The organism is Ottowia caeni (assembly GCF_050821495.1).
Lineage (GTDB): Bacteria > Pseudomonadota > Gammaproteobacteria > Burkholderiales > Burkholderiaceae_C > Ottowia > Ottowia caeni.
Genome location: NZ_CP151080.1, coordinates 2,859,321 through 2,878,868 on the forward strand (window position 1 = coordinate 2,859,321; position 19,548 = coordinate 2,878,868).

Below are 19,548 nucleotides of genomic sequence, written 5' to 3' on the forward strand. Positions count from 1 at the left end.
GCCTCCGCCATCGTGCGTGCAGGTCATCTTTGCTCTTGCCACAATTCATGAACTCCACCCTGCACCCCATGCTCAACGTGGCCATCCGGGCCGCTCGCGCCGCTGGCGCCATCATCAACCGTGCCGCTCTCGATGTCGAGGCCGTGCGCATCTCCCAAAAGCAGGTCAACGATTTCGTCACCGAAGTCGATCATGCCAGCGAAGCGGCCATCATCGAGACCCTGCTCACCGCCTTCCCGCAGCATGGCATCCACGCAGAAGAGTCTGGCCGCACCCACGGCAACCCCCATTCCGATCACGTCTGGATCATCGACCCCCTCGATGGCACCACCAACTTCATACACGGCTTTCCCGTCTACTGCGTCAGCATCGCCCTGAGCGTGCGCGGGCGCATTGAGCAGGCCGTCGTCTATGACCCTTCCCGTAACGACCTGTTCACCGCCACCCGTGGACGGGGAGCCTATCTCAACGATCGTCGCATCCGCGTGAGCAAACGCACACAATTGAACCAGTGCCTGATCTCCACCGGCTTTCCCTATCGCAAGGGCGACGACATGCCCACTTACCTGCGCATGATGGCCGATGTCATGCAGCGCACCGAGGGGCTGCGCCAGCCAGGCGCCGCCGCGCTGGATCTGGCACACGTTGCTGCCGGCTATACCGATGCCTTTTTCCACAGCGGCCTGCAGCCTTGGGATGTAGCTGCCGGCTCACTGCTGGTCACCGAAGCCGGCGGTCTCATCGGCAACTTCACGGGTGAATCCGAGTTCATGGAGCAGCAGGAGTGCTTAGCCGGCAGTCCCAGGGTGTACGGGCAACTAGTCAGCCTGCTGGGCAAATATTCCAAATACAGATCCACGAAGCCCGAAGTGATCAGGCAAGCGTCCGGTACCCTGCCCGGCCCCGACGCGTCGATGCCATCGGCTCCATGACACCTGCTGCCGCCGCACGCTGGCTTGACCCGGACCAGTGGCGCATGCGCCGCCGCTCGGCGATGCGCGCTCTGTTGAGCCACTATGTGCTCAACGGAGCATCATGCGCCTTCGGCCTATTTCTAGTCTCCGCGGTCATGCAGGGTCTTTTCGGCCATGCTGCGGCAGCTGCGGCAGTGGTCGGAGTCATCGCCTCCATCCCCCGGATCAGGCAGCTCCCACGCGCGGCAAAGCCGTGCACATGGTGATAGCTCCCCTGATCGGCCTGCCTCTGTTTCTCGCAGTTCAATTGCTGCGTCCCCACCCCTTGGAGCTTGGCCTGCTCCTGGTGCCTGCCACCTTCATAGGCTTTCTGGGAATGGCGTGGGGCAAGCGCGGTGCGGGGATCGCCATGGCGGTCGTCTTTGCGATGATCTTCTCCATGTCCACTCCAACGGCGTCCAATGTCGGGGAGGCGCTGCAGCGCACCGGCTATTTTGCGCTCGGAGCTGCCATGTACGTGGTGTATTCAATAGCAGCCAACGCCGCGTGCAATGGCCGCTATCGCACTCAGCTCATTGCCGATCTTCTGTTTTCCATGGCAGCGCTGATGCGCGCCCAAGCCCGACGCTTCGCTCCGCATTCCACCGACGCCGAGACTGGCGCCGGCTCCGTCGCGGCAAACAGCGAACTTGGCGAACTGCTGCGCCGGCAGGCGGCACTGGCGGATCAAATTCAGAATACGCGCGACCTCGTGCTCGAATCGCCGCGCACACCACGCCGCCAGCGAATGGCCGGCATGCTGTTGGCCATGCTGGAGATGCGCGATCAGCTCGTCGCCAGCGAGCTGGATCTGGATCAGGTCCGCGAGCACCATGGCCACGCCGCCGTGCTGAACGACGTCCGGCAAATGCTGCTGCAAATGGCGGCGGATTTGACGCACGTGGCCGATTCCATGCTCACTGGTCGCTATCCGGTCCTTCCCACCGACCACAATGCCCGGCTGGCGACGCTACGTTTGACAACTCAGGCAGCGAACGAGACTCCCCCACTCGAACCCGGCATTGATGCTTCCGAACTGGTACGCGGACTGGCCCATCGCCTCACCTATTTGAACGATGGGGTCAAAGAACTCAGCTCACTCGCACGCGGCGACACACTGCCCAATCTCACCGTCGTGCGCAACAACTGGCGTCTTTTCGTCAGCCCCACCGATTGGTCCTGGCGCCCCTTCCTCAGCCTCTGGACGTGGCGCGCCCCAGCGCTTCGTCACGCCATACGCGCGGCTCTGGCCGTTGGAGCGGGCTACACGATTGCCACGCTGCTGCCTTGGGGATCGCACGACTACTGGATTTTGCTGACGATCGTCGTCGTACTACGTGGCAGTCTGGCGCAAACGCTGGAGCGTCGCGACGCGCGTGTGGCAGGCACCGTGCTGGGAAGCCTGCTGGCAGTGGGTTTGCTTGCCGCGCATCCGCCAGCATTCGTCCTTCTGCTCGCAGTCACCATCGCCCAGGGCGTGGCACACGGTTTTGCGCTGCGTCGATACCTGATCACTGCAGTGGCTGCATCGGTGCTGGGTCTGGTGCAATCCCACCTCATGTATGCCGGCACCAGCCCAACTTTCGCATTTCTGGAGCGCGTAGGCGATACCCTCCTTGGGGCCGGGCTGGCCTGGGCTTTCTGCTACGTGCTGCCCTCATGGGAGCGCGGCCAGCTGGCTGGCCTGGTGCGCCGAACGCTGCTCGCCCAGGCACGACACGCGCGCATGGCAGTCGGGTTGGCCGCCTTGCACGACATCGACACCCAGCCGGAACTCGCCTGGCGGCTAGCACGCAGAGAGGCCTATGACAGCCTCTCCGCACTGGTACTCGCCACAGAGCGATCTCTGTCAGAGCCTCGCGCAGTGCAGCCCCCTGTTGCTTTGCTGGAACGCCTGCAGGCCCATGGCTACCAGTTGCTGGCGCAACTCAGTGCGGCCAAATCCATGCTTCTTCTGCGCAGAGACCAGTTGAATCTAGTTGAAATCGAAGTACCACTGTTGAATGCAGGGCAGCGCATTGAACGCACCCTCACCGACAGTTCAGCGGAAGCAGCCAATGTCCCGCGCGATCTGGCGGCGGCCGCAGCAGCCCCCATCGAAACGCTACCGGATCCTTTCGAGAACGACATCAGTCCGTGGCTGCTTCGTCGCCTATCTCTCGCTGTCAATCTGGCGGGACAATTGCGTCAGGACGCAGACCAGGTGATTGGCGAGCTCTCAAAAGCGGTCATGAATCGGGCGAGCGGTGAGCGGCCACGCAAAAAAGTACGCTCGCGACCACACAGACCAACGCCAACGCCTCCAGCCACGTAGGCAATCGCGATTCCCACAGGAACCCATAGAGCAGCGCGAACAGCGTCTCGAAAAGGATCATCTGGCCGACGAGCGTCAGAGGTAACAACCGACTCATGCGGTTCCATAGCGCATTGCCAATAATCGACGCCAACAAGGCGACGCCAATAGAAACCGCGCCCAACCTAGCCCAGGCCTCCAAGGAGTGACTGGCTTGATTCAAGAAAAGCGCCAGCGGAATGAGCAGCACGCTCTGAGCGCCCGTAGCCAACCCGGTCAGCAAGCTCCAGTCATGAGAGGAGACCTGTTTGAGTTGCACCAAGGTACGCGCGTTGCCGATCGCATACGCCGTCCAGGACGCCAACGCCCCAACCCCGCACAAAAGCCCGATCAGAGGTTGCTGACCAAGAGCTGTGACCGAACCGGCATCTATGCCCGCCAGCGCCTGCCATCCGATGCAAATCGCACCCACGGCACACAGTAGCAACGACGGCGCGAGCCTCCGCAAAGGAACCGCCCCTCGGTCACGACTACCCACCACGGTGACCGCCACTGGCATGAAACCAATGACAAGCGACGTCATTGCGATGCCGCCTAGCTGCACGGCGCTGGCCAGCAGAAGATAGTAAAGCGTATTACCGGAAAGTGCCAGCCACGCGAGATTCCACCACTGGGGCCGAGGAAGGCGAGCCACCAGAGAGCCCCAGCGGGGAGCAATGAGTGCTGCGGCGAACAACCCGTAGAAGAAATAACGGCCAACGGTGAGTTCCAGCGGGCTGAACTCCCTGACCAACTCCGGAGCCAAAAAAACAAGCCCCCAGAAAGCCCCTGCCCCTACGCCGCAAGCGACTCCAGTCCTAGTAACGCGCCGCACTCGAATATCTCTGTAGACCTACCCGGTGCGGTTCATCACCTGAGGATGACCTGCCTAGGTCCAGGCGATCTGTGGCACCGCGACCCAGGTCGTGTTCACAGTCTAAAGAAAACTCGATCTCAACTTTGAGCCCACCAAGATCCCTGGAGTCGGCGAGCCTAATCCGAGCGCCATGACGATCCACCACTGCTTTGACAATGGCCAGCCCCAACCCGCTGCCGTGACCAGATGCCCCAGCCACACGATAGAACCGATCGAGTACGCGCGCTCTCTCCGAAGGAGCGATTCCAGGGCCAGAATCTTCTACTATCAATAGCGCCTTTGGTTTGCTGCTGGCATCCGCCCCGGTTTCAGAGGTGACGCTTAGTTGAACGCGGCCGCCGTCTGGCGAGTAGTGCAAAGCGTTTTCAAGCAAGTTGCGTAGCATTACCTTCAGGCTTTCAGGGTAACCTGCCACCATCACCTCCGACTGGGAATCCTGAACTGCCAGCGCGATGTCACGCGCCTGGGCGTCCCGAGCAAATTCCTGGCTCGCTTCCCGAGCCAGCTTGGTCAAGTTTGCTGAAGAAGGAGGTTCCGTGCTGCCGCCGTCCTCCTGGCGCGCCAAGGCCAGCAACTGCTCCACGAGTCTCGTGGCCCGGTCAATTCCAGCCAGCAATCGCTGGGAGGCCACGCGCCGCGCCGCAGGGTCTTCTGCACGCTGCAACCCTTGCAGCTGCAAACGAAGCGCAGCCAGAGGCGAGCGCAGCTCATGCGCCGCATCGGCTGTAAAGTTCTGCAACGCCTCCCATGCGGATGCGAGGTGTGCCAGCAAGCCGTTCATCTCGACCACCAGGGGCAACACCTCTGCAGGCAGCCCCTCGACGGACAGCGGTGCCAGATCATGGGCACGTCGCGCCGCCAGCTGCCTACGGACGCGCTCGACTGGTGCCAGCGCGCTCCCGACCACCCACCACACGATCAACATCAAAATTGGCGCAAGCGACACGACAGGAATGACGGCCCGTAAGGCTAGTTGCCCCGCCATCTTGCGGCGAAAGGCCAAATCCTGGGCCACCTGAATGACCTGCAAGGGCGTCCGCAGCGCAAACACACGGTAGTCAACACCGTTTCCGCGCACGTTTGCGAAGCCCAGCACCGCTTGCTGTGGCAGCAGGCGTGCCGACCGCGAGCGATAAAGCATCACGCCGTCGAATCGCCAGACCTGAATGATGAGATCGTCCGCACCGGCGTCAGGCGTCAAGGCATCGTCGGTCAACACAGCCGACGCCAGCCCGCCAGTGAGAGAAAGGGCAATTCGCTCCATCTGCGCATCGAACACCGCCTCGGTTTCTGCGCTGGCGGCACGCCACGTAATGACTGCCTGAATGCAGGCGATGAGGAGCACCGCCAGGAGCAGTAAACCAGTCAGCCTCGCGCGCAGAGATGGCGTCGATGGAGTGACTCTGTCTTTCAGGCTGAAATTGAAAGGCACCCCTAAGTCTCCGCCCCTTGCCCGTCCTCCGCGGGAACCCTGTAGCCGAGGCCGCGCTGATTCTCGATCAAACCCGCGCCCAGCTTCTTGCGCACGCCGTGAACGTAGACCTCGACGGCATTGCTGCTGATTTCATCTCGCCAAGAGTAAAGCTTTTCTTCCAGTTGCGCTCGGGAAAGGACACGGCCCGGACGTGCCAGCAGGGGTTCCAACACCGCCCACTCTCGCGCCGAGAGGCTAACAGGCAACCCAGCTCGCCTGACTTCACGGGTGGCAGGGTTAATGGTCACCTCGCCCCAGGCATAGATAGGTTCGGCTCGGCCATCGGCACGGCGGCGGAGAGCACGGATGCGCGCCAGCAATTCGTCCAAATCGTAAGGTTTGACGATGTAGTCGTCTGCTCCAGCATCCAAACCCGCGACACGCTGGCCGACAGCATCCCGCGCAGTAGCGATCAACACAGGCAGGCGCTGCTTGCGCCCGCGCAGACTTCGCAGCACTTCGAGCCCATCTTTACGGGGCAGCCCGAGGTCAAGTAATAGCAGGTCATAGTGCGTAGTCGTCAACGCTGTGTCCGCCATGACCCCGTCCTTGACCCAGTCGACCGCCCAGCCTTCGGCGCGCAACGCGTCGAGAACAACCTCTCCTATCATGGTGTCGTCTTCGGTCAGCAGGATACGCATGGGCATTATTTTGGCGCGAGTTGCGCGTTTATGCGATTTCCAGGCCGAGAAGAGCTTAAGACGCCGTTAGACTTGACCACTTCATGGATCTACTGACACTGCTTCTGCTACCCTTCGCGGGCGCCCTGGTGGCCGCCTTGCTGCCCACGCACGCGCGCAATACCGCCGCCACCCTCTCGGCACTCGTGGCCGGCGTCGCACTCACCAAGGTCGTGCTTATGTTCCCTGACCTTCAAGAAGGGCAGGTGTTGCGGCAGGAGGTAGCCTGGATTCCTTCGGCCGGTGTCAATCTGGTCCTGCGCGTGGATGGCTTCGCGGCAATGTTCGCTGTGCTGGTCACTGGCATCGGCCTTCTTGTGGCTTTGTATGCACGTTATTACATGAGCAAGGAAGATCCGGTTCCGCGATTTTTCTCGTTCTTCCTGGCGTTCATGGGAGCCATGCTGGGTGTCGTGCTCTCTGGCAACATGATCCAGTTGGTGTTCTTCTGGGAACTCACCAGCTTGTTCAGCTTTCTACTGATCGGCTATTGGCACCACCGCAAGGATGCCCGGCGCGGCGCACGCATGGCGCTCACCATCACGGGTGCCGGCGGGCTGAGCATGCTCGCCGGCGTACTGATCCTCGGGCATATCGTCGGCAGCTACGATCTGGATGCCACGCTGGCAGCCGGAGAGCGTATTCGGGCGCACTCCCTCTACAGGCCCATGCTGGTTTTGGTGTTGCTTGGCGCGTTAACCAAGAGCGCTCAGTTTCCTTTTCAGTTCTGGCTGCCTCAGGCCATGGCGGCCCCCACCCCGGTATCGGCCTATCTGCACTCCGCCACCATGGTCAAGGCCGGTGTTTTCCTGATGGCACGGCTTTGGCCCGCCTTGTCTGGCACCGAGGAATGGTTCTGGATCGTCGGCGGCGCGGGCGTCATCACGCTGGTGCTGGGCGCCTATGCGGCCATGTTCCAGAATGATCTCAAGGGATTGCTGGCCTACTCAACCATCAGTCACCTGGGCCTGATCACCTTGCTGCTGGGCCTGAACCGTGACTTGGCTGCCGTGGCAGCGGTTTTTCACATCATGAACCACGCCACCTTCAAGGCCTCGCTGTTCATGGCCGCAGGCATCATCGACCATGAAACCGGCACTCGCGATATCCGCCGGCTGAACGGGCTGTTCAAGGCCATGCCCGTGACAGGAACCTTGGCCCTGGTGGCCAGCGCCGCCATGGCGGGTGTGCCCTTGCTAAACGGTTTTCTTTCCAAGGAAATGTTCTTTGGTGAAACCATCCAACTGCGAGCCTTGCCATGGCTCGATTACGGCCTGCCGATAGCCGCTACGGTGGCAAGCCTGTTTGCAGTGACCTATTCGCTGCGCTTTTCCTGGGACATTCTTTTCGGCAAACCATCCACAGATCTCCCGCGCGAGCCGCACGAGCCGGTTCGCTGGATGCGTGTGCCCGTTGAAATCTTGGTGTTACTGTGCCTCGTGGTGGGGATTTTTCCACAATGGTCCATCGGCCCGGCGCTTGATGTGGCTGCGCGCCCGGTGGTCGGCGGCGTCCTGCCCAGCTACAGCCTGGCGGTGTGGCATGGGCTCAACCGCCCCATGGTGATGAGTCTGATCGCCCTGGCCGGAGGGGCAGCCTTGTACTGGGTACTGCGTAAGCAATTGGAGGCGGGCCGCGTGAACCAGCCTCCGCTAATTCATCGACTCAGCGGCGAGCGCATTTTTCAGAGCACACTGGTGGGACTGGACAAAGTGTCGCGCGCCCTGCTCCGCTTTTTCTCTACCGCCCGCCTGCAGCCTCAGATGTTGCTGGTGGTGTTGGCCGCCATCGCCGCCGCCTGGGCTTCACTTCGCCATGGCATCGGCTGGGGCGATCGCACACGCGTACCCGGAACCGTGACCATGCTCCTGCTATGGGGGGTTGGCTGCATTTGCGCACTGGCGGCAGCCAACCAAGCCAAGTTCCATCGCTTGGCAGCGCTGATTCTGGTGGGTGGTGTGGGCCTGATCGTCAGCCTCACATTCATGTGGTTCTCAGCCCCTGACCTGGCCTTGACTCAGTTGGCAGTGGAAGTGGTCACCACTATTTTGTTCCTTCTCGGATTGCGCTGGCTGCCCAAGCGCCTTCCTGCCGAGGAAAGCCCCCTCAGTATGCGCACCCGCTTGCGGCGTTGGCGGGATTTTCTGGTTTCCATCGTAGCCGGCGGGGGCATGGCAGCGCTGGCCTACGCCATGATGACGCGGCCCGCCCCCCAGAGCATCTCGCCATTCTTCATTGACCGTGCACTGCCCGAGGGCGGCGGCACCAACGTGATCAATGTCATGCTGGTGGACTTCCGCGGCTTCGACACCATGGGCGAAATCACGGTGCTCGGCATCGTGGCGCTGACGGTGTACGCGCTGCTTCGCCGCTTCCGGCCACCGCGCGAAGTCATCGAACTGCCGCCTCAACAGCGGGCCGTGCCCTGGGATCTGGTCACTGATTTGATCAATCCGCGCACCGCTCAAGATACCGCCTTGGGGTATGTCATGGCGCCGGCCGTTCTGGTCCGATTGCTGATGCCGATTGCGGGCGTGATCGCGGCCTACCTCTTCATGCGTGGTCACAACGAGCCAGGCGGGGGCTTTGTTGCCGGTCTGGTGGTCTCAATTGCCTTCCTGACCCAATATATCGTCGCCGGTACGCACTGGGTGGAGTCTCACCTGCAACTCAAAGTGAATCGCTGGATCGCCGTAGGGCTTCTGCTGGCCCTTTGCACCGGGCTGGGATCGCTATTTTTTGGCTATCCTTTCCTGACGACGCACACCGCGCACGTCACTTTGCCTTTGGTCGGAACGATCCATATCGCCAGCGCACTATTCTTCGACGCAGGCGTTTTTGCCGTTGTAGTTGGCTCAACGCTGCTAATTCTCACCGCGCTGGCCCACCAGTCTGTTCGTAGCCACCGCAAACTTGCAAAGGACGACTCCGATCCTGCCGCCCAACAAAACACCGCCTTGCCCCAGAACACCGAGCCCCCCGACGATGGCGGCCCGGACACGGCGCCGGGGTGGTTGTTTCCAGAGGCGTCCCCGCGCAAGGAGATACGCTGATGGAAATCATCTTGGCCATGGTCATAGGCATCTTGGGTGGATCAGGCGTTTGGCTGGTCCTGCGCCCACGTACGTTTCAGGTACTCATGGGGCTTAGCCTGCTCTCGTATGCGGTCAATCTGTTTATCTTCGCAATGGGCAGCCTCTCGATCGATAAAGAGCCTATCGTTGCTCCCGGCCTCGCGCCCAATCTGGATAATTACACCGATCCTCTACCCCAGGCGTTGGTGCTAACCGCGATCGTCATCGGTTTCGCCACCTCGGCATTGTTCCTCGTGGTGCTTCTGGCATCGCGCGGGCTCTCCGACACTGACCACGTCGACGGCGAGGAGCGCGAATGAGCAAGTGGATCGAATGGCTGATGCCTCATCTGATCATTGCGCCCATCCTGTTGCCCATGGGTACGGCAGTGCTCATGCTTCTGCTCGGTGATACGCGCCGCCCGTTGAAGGCCGTGGTCAATGTGATTTCCTGCCTGCTGGGCCTTTTCATTTCAGGTGCACTGGTCTACTGGGCGCAGAAAATGGGTGGGCCTCAGGCTGTGGGCGTGTATTTACCGTCAAACTGGCCGATTCCCTACGGGATCGTGTTGGTGGTCGATCGGCTGTCGGCCATGATGCTGCTGCTGTCTTCCATCCTCGGCCTGGGCGGCCTGCTGTTCGCAGTTGCTCGCTGGCACAAGGCGGGTGTGCATTTCCACCCTCTGTTCCAATTGCAGTTGATGGGCTTGAACGGCGCTTTCCTCACGGCCGACCTGTTCAACCTGTTCGTGTTCTTCGAGATCATGCTCACGGCCTCGTATGGCCTTCTGCTGCATGGCTCTGGCTGGCCGCGCGTGCGCTCAGGCTTGCACTACATCGCCATCAACTTGCTGGCTTCCAGCTTATTCCTGATTGGTGTGGCCATTCTCTACGGGGTCACTGGCACACTGAATCTGGCGGACATGGCCATTATGGTGCCCGCCATTGGTGAAGCCGATCGCGGCCTCCTGCATGCCGGCGCAGCCATTCTCGCCATAGCCTTCTTGGTGAAAGCTGGAGCTTGGCCGCTCAATTTCTGGCTGGCACCGGCTTATTCAGCCGCGTCCGCCCCCGTGGGCGCCCTCTTTGCCATCATGACCAAGCTGGGCGTTTACTCAGTTCTGCGGGTCTGGACGCTTCTGTTTCCCCACGATGCGGGCGCTTCCTCTTTCTTCGGGGGCCCCGCGCTCGTATGGATCGGCATAGCCACACTCACCTTCGGCGCCATTGGCGTAGTTGCTGCCCAGCACCTCAGTCGAATGGCGGCGTTCTGCGTGATCCTGTCCTCAGGCACCCTGATGGCCGCATTGGGTTTCGGCCAGCCCGGGGTGACTGGCGGCGCGCTGTACTACGCGCTGGGTTCCACCTTGGCCATCAGCGCATTTTTCCTGCTGATAGAACTCATCGAACGCTCACGCGAGGAAGACGAGAAGCCGGCCTACGTCAGCGAACTGGACATGGACGACCCTTTCGGCTACCCGGTCGACCTGATGCCGGCGCGTGACGTCAACCTGGACGACGATGAAAACGCCCTGATCGGCCGCGCTATTCCGGCCGCCATGGCTTTCATGGGCCTAGCATTCATTGCCTGCGTTCTGACGATAGCTGGCCTTCCGCCGTTTGCTGGGTTTGTCGGAAAATTCGTCATGCTCTCAGCCCTCTTGAACCCCTCGGGCATAGCGCAGTCTGCGGCCCCTGGCATCGCCGCCTGGGCTCTGATGGCGCTGCTCATCGGAGCCGGGCTGCTGACCACGATTGCCATGTCGCGCGCTGGCGTGCGGTATTTCTGGGCTCCGCAAGACCGGCCCGTGCCGCGGCTGCGGGTCATCGAGACCGTACCCATTGGGGCCATGCTGCTGCTGGTGGCCGTTCTGGTGTGGCAGGCCGAGGCCGTACTGCGCTACACCAACGCTGCGGCGCGAGGCCTCCATGACCCCAAGGAATACATTGGAACCGTGATTTCGACCAAACCCATACCATCTCCTACCGCATCGGGCGAAGGAGGGTACCGACGGTGAAAAGGCTCCTGCCTGCCCCCTTGCTGTCTCTTGCCTTGGTCGTCATGTGGCTGGTGTTAAACCGGTCACTTAGTCCGGGCCAGATCATCTTGGCGTTTATTTTCGGATTTGCAATGCCGATCCTGTTCGCCCCTCTGAGGCCCGCGCGCCCACGGATCCGGCACCCGCTGGTCGTGGCACACCTCATTCTTGTGGTCGGCTATGACGTTCTGCTGTCCAACCTGGAGGTTCTGTGGGGGGTCCTGCGCGCCAGGCAGCGCCCACCGGCGAGCCGCTTCGTGGTGATACCGCTCGACTTGCGTGACCCCAGTGCTCTGGCCGCGCTCTCGACCATCACCACCGTCGTTCCCGGCACAGTATGGTGCGAGCTCGCGCGAGACGGGAGCTCCGTCATGCTGCACGTATGGGACACCACCGACGAAGACGCCTTTATCGCTCACTACAAGGAGCGCTACGAAGCACCCTTGCTGAAAATATTCGAGTCATGAGCCCACTACTGAGTTACGCCATCACCTTCACGCTCTCCGCTTACGGTGTCGCGATGTTGCTGGCTTTGCTGCGCGTCTTGCGCGGGCCTTCCGCGCAAGACCGCGTCCTGGCGCTAGATTTCATCTACATCGTAGGCATGCTGTTAATTCTGGTGATCGGTATTCGCTATGCGAGCACCACATATTTTGAGGCGGCCTTGCTTATTGCGTTGTTTGGCTTCGTCAGTTCTGCCGCCATGGCGAAGTTTTTGCTCCGCGGGGAAGTAATCGAATGAGCCCCGATCAGACCGATCTTCAAGTGGTGATGTCTGCCTTTTGGCACACCAGCCAGAGACCGCCAGAAAAAACTCACACAGCGACTGGAGCACACTCATGAACGGTGAAGTTCCGCTCTGGACAGAAATAGTCGTCGCAGCTTTGCTGGTGCTCAGTGCTGTGTTCTGCTTAAGTGCTGCCTGGGGGCTGGTAAGGTTGAAGAGCTTCTTCCAGCGCATGCACCCCCCGGCACTGGCATCAACTGGTAGCGCCTGGTGCGTCACGCTAGCCTCTATTGTCTACTTCACCGAACTCAATGGCGAGCTGCATCTGCATACTTGGCTGATCATCATATTGCTGTCGATCACAGTGCCTGTCACATCCATGCTTTTGGGCCGGGCCGCCCTGTTCCGTGGCCGGCAAGTGGCCAACCACGAATTTCCGCCTGCGTTGCAGCCCAAGGTAACGCCGCCCCAAATGGAAAGGCAGCAATCTGAAGACGCTACCTGAAGGCTTCAGACCTTGAACACGCTCTGAAAGTACTGGCTAGCCGGGGCGCACCATTTTGCATGTAGTGGGGAGCGCGGCCTGCCCCGCATTGAGCTGCCGCACCACACGAAACCCGTAGCCTGACCCCTCGACATCGAAAGACACGCCAGGAGCCCCCTTGCGATCCATCACGCCTACGACGAGGGGCTGCTGAAACTGGTGATCCTCGGGCCGCATTTGTCCGCGCTGCCCTCCAAGCGACACATCTGCACGCTCCAATTGCGCCGCCACCGCACGGGAATCCGCACTGCGAGCCCTTTCAAACGCCTGCGCCAGAGCTTCGACCATGAGCTGCATGCGCATGTGCACATAATCGTCCTGCGGCTTCGGAAAGCGCTCTCTGAATGACTTGTAGAACGCCGCACTTTCGGCCGTCGGAACGTTCGGCAGCCAGTCAGCGACGGCCACCACCTTACCAATGCCGGCATCACCAATAGCGGCCGGCGCGCCGAGCGCATTGCCGTAGAAGGTGTAAAAACGCCCTTCAAAGCCCACATCTCGCGCAGCTTTGACCAGTAGCGTCAGATCATTTCCCCAGTTACCCGTAAGCACGGCCTGCGCACCGCTGGCTTTGATTTTCGTTGCATAGGGCAAGAAGTCTTTCACTCGCCCGACCGGATGCAGTTCATCGCCCACCACGGCGACATCTGGTCTCTGCACCCCTAGCTGCCGCTTTGCCTCACGCAAAACCGCGTGGCCAAAGCTGTAATCCTGCCCGATCAAGTAGATGCTCTTGAGAGCTGCATCTTCCTTGATTGCTGCCATCAGGGCAGCCACGCGCATATCGGAATGGGCGTCGAAACGGAAATGCCAATAGCTGCAAGACTCATTGGTCAGAACAGGATCTCCCGCCGAGTAGTTGAGAAACAGCACCTGTCGGCCCGCGTCCCGCTGGTTGTGCTTGTTCACGGCGTCGACCAATGCTGCGGCCACTGCAGACGAATTGCCTTGCATGATGACGCGAGCGCCCCCATCGATCGCAGCTCGCAAAACCGACAGCGACTCTTCGACTTGCCCCTTATTGTCAAACCGCTCCACCATCAACTGGCGTGCTCCGCCGGGCATGGGTACGCCTCCGCGTGTGTTAATCCGCTCCGCCGCCCAGGCAATGTTGCGATAAACAGCCTCCCCCGTGTTGGCGAACGGCCCGCTCATCGACTCTATCAACGCCAGCTTGATAGGCGCCGCGGTTTGAGCAAAAGAGACTGCCGGAATAGCGCCCAAAAGCGCAGCAGTCGAATGAACGAGTACGGAACGGCGAGAAAGCATAGACATCAGCAAACTTCAGAAGAAAAATTCAGGGGTTAGCCACAGCAGCAGCCGATGCTGGCTGCTCTGGCGATGCGGGCGCCTTTGGCAGTTCAGGAACTTGTTCAGACGGCGTCAATTGCACGGGTTGCACGGGTTGCACGGGTTGCGCAGGCCGTACGGATTCCGAAGTTTCCGCAGGAATCACGCTATCCAGGTACTGCGCCAGCAGGTCGAAATAACGCTCGTAGAGCTCGTCGTCACTGACCGTTTCACTGCCAACCTTGACCATCGAGTCCATGCCTCCTTCCACAGGAAGCGAGAGTGAACCGAACCCTCCAACGCCAAGCGAAGCCGATTCCTTGACCTTGCGAAGGTTGTATTGGTCCTGCAGGCCATTCGCAAAAGCGATGGTACCTCCGCCCGCATCGCCGGCCTCGCGAGCGCACACGACGCGAAACTCAAACTGCACGTGATGATCGGAACTGGGTTGGAAGTACTTGCGGGCAGTCACTTTGTCGGCAGTAGCTTCAACCACGATGTATCCCTGACCCAGCAGGGCACGCCGCGCGGCCTCGCAGGTCTGCGCGGGCTCTGCGGCAAATCGGCGCGAAAACGTAGAAGCCCCAAAAGCTTCCGGTTTGTAATTGATCAGTGGTGAAGGCGCCCGGGACAACCCCGCACAACCTCCCAATACAAGCATGGGCGCCAGAACCCACCAAGTGGCGCGACGCGAGAGGAAATCAAACAGCATCAGAGTCAATGCACCATCGACAAATCGGACTAATCATACCGCCCGTGACTGCAGACCTGCTAAAGAAAGGCCTCTCAAGCGTAAGAACGTGTTTACGATTTAAGGGACTGGATTTCACGCCCGATGGACCAGCTGGTGCCCCTTGACTACGCATTGGGCCAACCGACACAATGAGCGCATCGTGCGCTTGAACTATTAAGCTCTGGCCGCTTGGCTCAACTGTAATCCAGGCCCTTCAGAATCTGCATGCTGACACCAGATCATGCAGCGGCCAGCGAGGTTTGACGTCGAAGGCGTAATTCAGCCGCGGGGCTTCTATACCGGCCTGAATGCGCATGGCCGCGGCCATTGCGATCATGGCGCCATTGTCAGTGCACAGATGCAATTCCGGGTAGTGCACTCTGACGCCACGCTTGGCGCAGGCAGCATTCAACTGCTGCCGCAACTGGGAGTTTGCGCCCACACCACCTGCCACCACCAGCCTCTTCAGACCAGTTTTCTCCAAAGCTTTGAGCGACTTTTTTACCAGCACTTCGACAATAGCGGCCTGCGTTGACGCCGCAAGATCGGCTCGCATCTGATCGCACGGGGCACCTTCGAATTTTTTTGTTTGAGTCAGCACTGCGGTTTTCAGTCCCGCGAAAGAGAAATCCAGGTCAGCACTGTGCAGCAAGGGGCGTGGCAACTTGTAAGCCGTAGGGTCGCCAAAGTCGGCCAACCGGGAGAGCGCAGGGCCACCTGGGTAACCGAGACCGAGCAGCTTCGCAGATTTGTCAAAAGCCTCACCGGCCGCGTCGTCAATGGTTTCCCCGAGCAAACTGTAGCGCCCCACGCCATCAACGCGCATGAGCTGCGTGTGCCCACCAGAAACCAGAAGCGCCACGAACGGGAACTCGGGAGGGTCCGCACTCAAGAATGGTGAGAGCAAATGCCCCTCCAGGTGATGCACACCCAGCACCGGCTTTCCAAGCGCAGCCCCTAACGCACAGGCTACGCCAGCGCCCACCAGCAGAGCGCCGGCCAAGCCCGGCCCCCGCGTATACGCGACGACATCGACGGATGAAAGATTCTGACGGGCTGCGTCCAGGACCTGTTCGCTGAGCGGCAGCACGCGTCGGATGTGATCGCGGCTGGCCAATTCGGGCACCACGCCGCCGTAGTCGGCATGCATTGCCACCTGCGTGTGAAGAGCGTGAGCCAATAATTGCGGCACAGAGTCTCCGTCGCTGCGTACCAGGGCTACGCCCGTTTCGTCGCAGGAAGACTCTATGCCAAGTACCAAAGTTGCCATACGATGAGATTATCCGCTGGTAAATTCCAAGCTGCCATTCGCGGCACTATCGCCCCCCTGGCGAGCTGCTCGTTCTACAGGCCGCCACAATCACCACTTTCGCAAATCATCAAGTAAATTGCCATGAATCCACCGGCTTTGAAGATCATCTCATCCATGGCCACCAAGAAGTTGCTCGGCGAACTGATCCAAGTGTATGAGCAGCAACACGGGAATATTTCAATCCAGCTGGAGTCCGTTGGAGGGGTTGATGCCGCCAAGCGCTTGCAAGCCGGTGAGGCGCTCGACGGCGCAGTGCTTGCTTCCGACGCTATTGACAAGCTCATGGCCAGTGGGCACATACTTCCCGCAAGTCGCGTGGATATCGTTCGATCCGGAGTTGCGATGGCCGTCAAGGAAGGCGCACCTGTCCCAGACGTCAGCAATGAAGCGGCCGTGAAACAAGCAGTGCTTTCGGCTCGCACCCTGGGCTACTCAACCGGCCCCAGCGGCGTGCAGCTTGCCGCGCTTTTCGAGCGCTGGGGCATCGCTGACCAGATCAAGGACAAAATCGTTGTTCCTCCTCCCGGGGTCCCAGTGGGCTCTCTGGTCGCCAGTGGTGAAGTAGCGCTGGGCTTCCAGCAATTGAGCGAGTTGATGCATCTGCCCGGAATCTCCGTAATTGGTCAGTTGCCCCCCCGTAGAGATCGCCACTGTCTTTTCCTGCGGAGTGGCAACCGCCTCCAGTCAGCCTGGGGCGGTGCGCGATCTCTTTGCTTTTCTCGCCTCACCCCAGACTGCGACGCCAAAAGGCGAAAACGGCATGGAGCCGGCCTGACTGGCACTCAGCGAGCCGCCACAATACGGATTTGCGCCAAGAAAATAGCTAAGCTCATGGACGATGCAGATTTCCGCGCCGTGCTCGCGGACACCCTCGCCGAAACCCCTGCCCGTGCCGCCGTGGTTTGCCTGTGCGCCGGCTGGTGTGGCACTTGCCGTGAGTTCAGGCCTGGCTTCGAGCAAGCCGCCCGAGAACTTCCTGAATTCGCTTTTCGCTGGGTCGATATCGAAGACGAGGCAGACAAACTGGGCGACATCGATATAGAGACCTTTCCCACGTTGCTGATCGGTGACGCCTCGGGAGTTCGGTTTGCCGGCCCGGTACTGCCTCAGGCCGGGCAGATAGTTAGACTCCTGCGTAGCCTGGGGCTGTGAGCCCTCGAACTTTAGGCGAGATTCACGCCTCAACCAGCGCACCACTTAGCGCCTTAGCGCCTTAGCGAGCATCACTACCACTTCTCCATGGGAATCAGCAATTACCTCAAGGAAATCGGCCGCGGAGCGAAGGGAGCCAGGCCGCTTACGCGGGAGCACGCTGCGGACATGCTCGGTCAGATACTGGACGACCAATGCAGCGATCTCGAAATTGGCGCCTTCTGTCTCGCCATGCGCATCAAAGGTGAGACACCTGTGGAACTCGCAGGCTTTCTGGATGCCGTAGATTCGCGCATCACAAAGGTGCCCGCGAGCGATCGCCCCGTGGTTGTGCTACCTAGCTACAACGGTGCCCGCAAGCAGGCGATCCTCACCCCACTTCTGGGCCTTTTGCTCGCGCGCGAGGGTTGGCCAGTCCTGTTGCACGGCACTGCGACAGAGGACAGCCGGGTGCCCTCGTGGGATGTGCTCCAGGCGATGGGCGTTGAGGCCAGCAACCCCACGGCGCCTATTGCCAGCGGGCGCATGCACTGGATACCCACTGAGCGCCTGTTGCCCAGCCTCAAACGGCTGCTGGATGTGCGCCGTACAGTCGGCCTGCGTAACCCGGCGCATAGCCTCGTCAAACTCATGAATCCATGCGCCGGCTCAAGCTTGGTGGTGGGTAGCTACACCCACCCGGAGTACGCCATCTCCATGGCTGCAACCTTCCAACTGACCAGCGCTTCCGCGCCGCACTCCGCAGCCCTCCTTCTGCGCGGCACCGAGGGCGAACCCGTGGCGGACGCACGGCGCGTGCCGCGAATGGAAGTGATCATGAACGGCCAAGCGCGCTGTGTGCAAGACGCTCAAGTAGGCGCGCTGACCAACATGCCAGACCTACCCGCCATGGACGCGGCCAGCACTGCGGCATACACCCGGGCCGTTTTGGAGGGTGCGATGGTAGTGCCTGAGCCGATTGCGAGGCAAGTGGAGCAAATTTCCAGTGTGTGCAACGCCCTGCAAGACGCCAGACTTGGACAAGACGCGTGAACAACTCCTCATTTTTTGACGTCATCATTCTGGGGGCGGGCGCTGCAGGGCTGCTCTGCGCCGCACAAGCAGGGCAGCGCGGGCTGAAAGTGCTGCTAATCGACCATGCTGAGGCAGTTGCCGAAAAAATCCGTATCTCAGGAGGTGGCAGAGCCAACTTTACCAATCGGGATCTCGACCCAGCTGCCCCGCAAAAGCATTTCCTGAGTGCCAACCCTCATTTTTGCCGGTCGGCCCTGGCTCGCTACGCGCCGTCGGACTTCATCGCACTGATGCAGAAGCACGGCATCAGTTTCCATGAGAAACACAAAGGCCAGCTGTTTTGCGACGGCTCGGCGCAAGAACTCATCAACATGCTGCTGTCTGAATGCGATGAGGCGTCAGCGCGCGGAGGACTTGTCGAGCGCTGGCAGCCATGCAAGGTCGGCGGAGTCACACATGATCCCATCGCGCAGACCTATCGTGTCGAGACCACTCGTGGTCGTGCCGAAGCCGCCAGCCTGGTGCTGGCCACGGGTGGCCTTTCCATTCCTAAAATCGGCGCGACGGATTTTGGTTGGCGCCTGGCGCGGCAGTTCGGGCTGAAAGTGATCGACCCTCACCCTGGCCTGGTGCCCCTCACATTCGATGGCACGGCCTGGGCCCCCTATGCATCACTGGCCGGCATATCACTTCCGGTCGACATCAGCACTGGCGAGAAAAAAGAAACATCACTTTTCACGAAGACCTGCTGTTCACGCATCGCGGTCTTTCCGGCCCAGGCGTGCTTCAGATCTCGAGCTACTGGCAACCCGGCACGCCCCTGGTGATCAACCTGACCCCTGGTGTAGACGTGGCCAAAGAGCTGCTGGCCGCCAAGGCTCGCGGCTCGCGCAAACTGATTGCCAATGAACTGGCGGCATGGCTACCGGCACGCTTGGCAGACGCATGGACTCAGCTCGACGCCGCATGGCAGCGCCCCGTGAACGAGGCCACTGACAAAGCACTGGCACAGTTGGCCGAGCGACTGACTCGGTGGACGCTGGTTCCCACCGGCACCGAAGGCTATCGCAAGGCAGAGGTCACAGTGGGCGGTGTAGATACACGCGAGCTATCGTCTCAAACCATGGAAGCCAAGAACCAGCCAGGTCTGTATTTCATTGGCGAAGTCGTAGACGTCACCGGGTGGCTAGGAGGCTATAACTTCCAGTGGGCCTGGGCCAGTGCGCACGCTTGTGCAACAGCCTTGCGCGAATCAAAAAAAAACCCTTATAATCCTTGGCTTTGCTGGCAATAGCCCTGCCGGCCGAATACTAGTTAAAGGCGGGGCAATATTAGCGGTGCATGGCGC

At 60.6% G+C, this 19,548-nt stretch carries 17 protein-coding genes and 2 pseudogenes; 13 read left to right on the top strand and 6 right to left on the bottom strand.

Features of this window, described 5'->3' with window-relative positions:
* The first annotated feature begins 47 nt into the window (after positions 1 to 47).
* The 3 genes from AAAK34_RS13565 to AAAK34_RS13575 are packed head-to-tail and all read left to right on the top strand — an operon-like array spanning position 48 to position 3,267.
* Positions 48 to 932: an inositol monophosphatase family protein gene (locus AAAK34_RS13565; RefSeq protein ID WP_231695932.1), complete on the top strand. Its 885-nt coding sequence runs from the start codon at positions 48 to 50 to the stop codon at positions 930 to 932.
* A complete protein-coding gene (locus AAAK34_RS13570; protein WP_431777382.1) occupies positions 929 to 1,180 on the top strand; it encodes a hypothetical protein in 252 nt (83 codons plus the stop codon). The genes AAAK34_RS13565 and AAAK34_RS13570 overlap by 4 nt, the downstream gene beginning before the upstream one ends.
* Positions 1,174 to 3,267, top strand: coding sequence for an FUSC family membrane protein (locus AAAK34_RS13575; RefSeq protein WP_431777383.1), 2,094 nt, complete (start codon positions 1,174 to 1,176; stop codon positions 3,265 to 3,267). Before AAAK34_RS13570 ends, AAAK34_RS13575 begins: the two co-directional genes overlap by 7 nt.
* Here the strand turns inward: AAAK34_RS13575 and AAAK34_RS13580 are convergent.
* The 3 genes from AAAK34_RS13580 to AAAK34_RS13590 are packed head-to-tail and all read right to left on the bottom strand — an operon-like array spanning position 3,182 to position 6,277.
* A complete protein-coding gene (locus tag AAAK34_RS13580; RefSeq protein ID WP_431777384.1) occupies positions 3,182 to 4,120 on the bottom strand; it encodes a DMT family transporter in 939 nt (312 codons plus the stop codon). The two genes, AAAK34_RS13575 and AAAK34_RS13580, sit on opposite strands and share 86 nt — an antisense overlap.
* Positions 4,104 to 5,594 (bottom strand): ATP-binding protein, encoded by a 1,491-nt coding sequence (locus AAAK34_RS13585; RefSeq protein WP_231695929.1) that lies wholly within the window; start codon positions 5,592 to 5,594, stop codon positions 4,104 to 4,106. The genes AAAK34_RS13580 and AAAK34_RS13585 overlap by 17 nt, the downstream gene beginning before the upstream one ends.
* A 2-nt stretch (positions 5,595 to 5,596) precedes the next feature.
* Positions 5,597 to 6,277: a response regulator gene (locus AAAK34_RS13590; RefSeq protein ID WP_231695928.1), complete on the bottom strand. Its 681-nt coding sequence runs from the start codon at positions 6,275 to 6,277 to the stop codon at positions 5,597 to 5,599.
* A gap of 83 nt (positions 6,278 to 6,360) precedes the next feature.
* On the opposite strand from AAAK34_RS13590, the gene AAAK34_RS13595 reads away from it, so the two are divergent.
* The 6 genes from AAAK34_RS13595 to AAAK34_RS13620 all read left to right on the top strand — a co-directional run bounded on the left by AAAK34_RS13595 (position 6,361) and on the right by AAAK34_RS13620 (position 12,660).
* A complete protein-coding gene (locus tag AAAK34_RS13595; RefSeq protein ID WP_231695927.1) occupies positions 6,361 to 9,369 on the top strand; it encodes a monovalent cation/H+ antiporter subunit A in 3,009 nt (1,002 codons plus the stop codon).
* Positions 9,369 to 9,710: a Na+/H+ antiporter subunit C gene (locus AAAK34_RS13600; RefSeq protein ID WP_231695926.1), complete on the top strand. Its 342-nt coding sequence runs from the start codon at positions 9,369 to 9,371 to the stop codon at positions 9,708 to 9,710. Before AAAK34_RS13595 ends, AAAK34_RS13600 begins: the two co-directional genes overlap by 1 nt.
* Positions 9,707 to 11,407, top strand: coding sequence for a monovalent cation/H+ antiporter subunit D (locus tag AAAK34_RS13605; RefSeq protein WP_231695925.1), 1,701 nt, complete (start codon positions 9,707 to 9,709; stop codon positions 11,405 to 11,407). The genes AAAK34_RS13600 and AAAK34_RS13605 overlap by 4 nt, the downstream gene beginning before the upstream one ends.
* Positions 11,404 to 11,895, top strand: a complete 492-nt coding sequence (locus AAAK34_RS13610) for a Na+/H+ antiporter subunit E (RefSeq protein ID WP_431777385.1) — start codon at positions 11,404 to 11,406, stop codon at positions 11,893 to 11,895. The genes AAAK34_RS13605 and AAAK34_RS13610 overlap by 4 nt, the downstream gene beginning before the upstream one ends.
* Positions 11,892 to 12,170, top strand: coding sequence for a K+/H+ antiporter subunit F (locus AAAK34_RS13615; protein ID WP_231695924.1), 279 nt, complete (start codon positions 11,892 to 11,894; stop codon positions 12,168 to 12,170). The genes AAAK34_RS13610 and AAAK34_RS13615 overlap by 4 nt, the downstream gene beginning before the upstream one ends.
* 97 nt (positions 12,171 to 12,267) lie before the next feature.
* Positions 12,268 to 12,660 (top strand): Na+/H+ antiporter subunit G, encoded by a 393-nt coding sequence (locus AAAK34_RS13620; RefSeq protein WP_231695923.1) that lies wholly within the window; start codon positions 12,268 to 12,270, stop codon positions 12,658 to 12,660.
* Between the two features lie 36 nt (positions 12,661 to 12,696).
* Here AAAK34_RS13620 and AAAK34_RS13625 read toward each other — a convergent pair whose 3' ends face one another.
* The 3 genes from AAAK34_RS13625 to tsaD all read right to left on the bottom strand — a co-directional run bounded on the left by AAAK34_RS13625 (position 12,697) and on the right by tsaD (position 15,992).
* Positions 12,697 to 13,974, bottom strand: coding sequence for a branched-chain amino acid ABC transporter substrate-binding protein (locus AAAK34_RS13625; RefSeq protein WP_231695922.1), 1,278 nt, complete (start codon positions 13,972 to 13,974; stop codon positions 12,697 to 12,699).
* Between the two features lie 22 nt (positions 13,975 to 13,996).
* Complete coding sequence (locus AAAK34_RS13630; RefSeq protein WP_231695921.1) at positions 13,997 to 14,701, bottom strand: DUF2242 domain-containing protein; 705 nt, start codon at positions 14,699 to 14,701, stop codon at positions 13,997 to 13,999.
* A gap of 235 nt (positions 14,702 to 14,936) precedes the next feature.
* Positions 14,937 to 15,992, bottom strand: a complete 1,056-nt coding sequence (tsaD, locus tag AAAK34_RS13635) for a tRNA (adenosine(37)-N6)-threonylcarbamoyltransferase complex transferase subunit TsaD (RefSeq protein ID WP_231695920.1) — start codon at positions 15,990 to 15,992, stop codon at positions 14,937 to 14,939.
* 123 nt (positions 15,993 to 16,115) lie between these two features.
* On the opposite strand from tsaD, the pseudogene AAAK34_RS13640 reads away from it, so the two are divergent.
* From AAAK34_RS13640 to AAAK34_RS13655, 4 genes and pseudogenes are all read left to right on the top strand, one after another.
* Positions 16,116 to 16,809 (top strand): annotated as a pseudogene (locus AAAK34_RS13640) (substrate-binding domain-containing protein).
* Positions 16,810 to 16,865: 56 nt separating this feature from the next.
* Complete coding sequence (locus tag AAAK34_RS13645) at positions 16,866 to 17,186, top strand: thioredoxin family protein (RefSeq protein WP_231695918.1); 321 nt, start codon at positions 16,866 to 16,868, stop codon at positions 17,184 to 17,186.
* Between the two features lie 87 nt (positions 17,187 to 17,273).
* Positions 17,274 to 18,218 (top strand): DNA-binding protein YbiB, encoded by a 945-nt coding sequence (ybiB, locus tag AAAK34_RS13650; protein WP_231695917.1) that lies wholly within the window; start codon positions 17,274 to 17,276, stop codon positions 18,216 to 18,218.
* Positions 18,215 to 19,494 (top strand): annotated as a pseudogene (locus AAAK34_RS13655) (NAD(P)/FAD-dependent oxidoreductase). The gene ybiB and the pseudogene AAAK34_RS13655 overlap by 4 nt, the downstream one beginning before the upstream one ends.
* Positions 19,495 to 19,548: the final 54 nt, after the last annotated feature.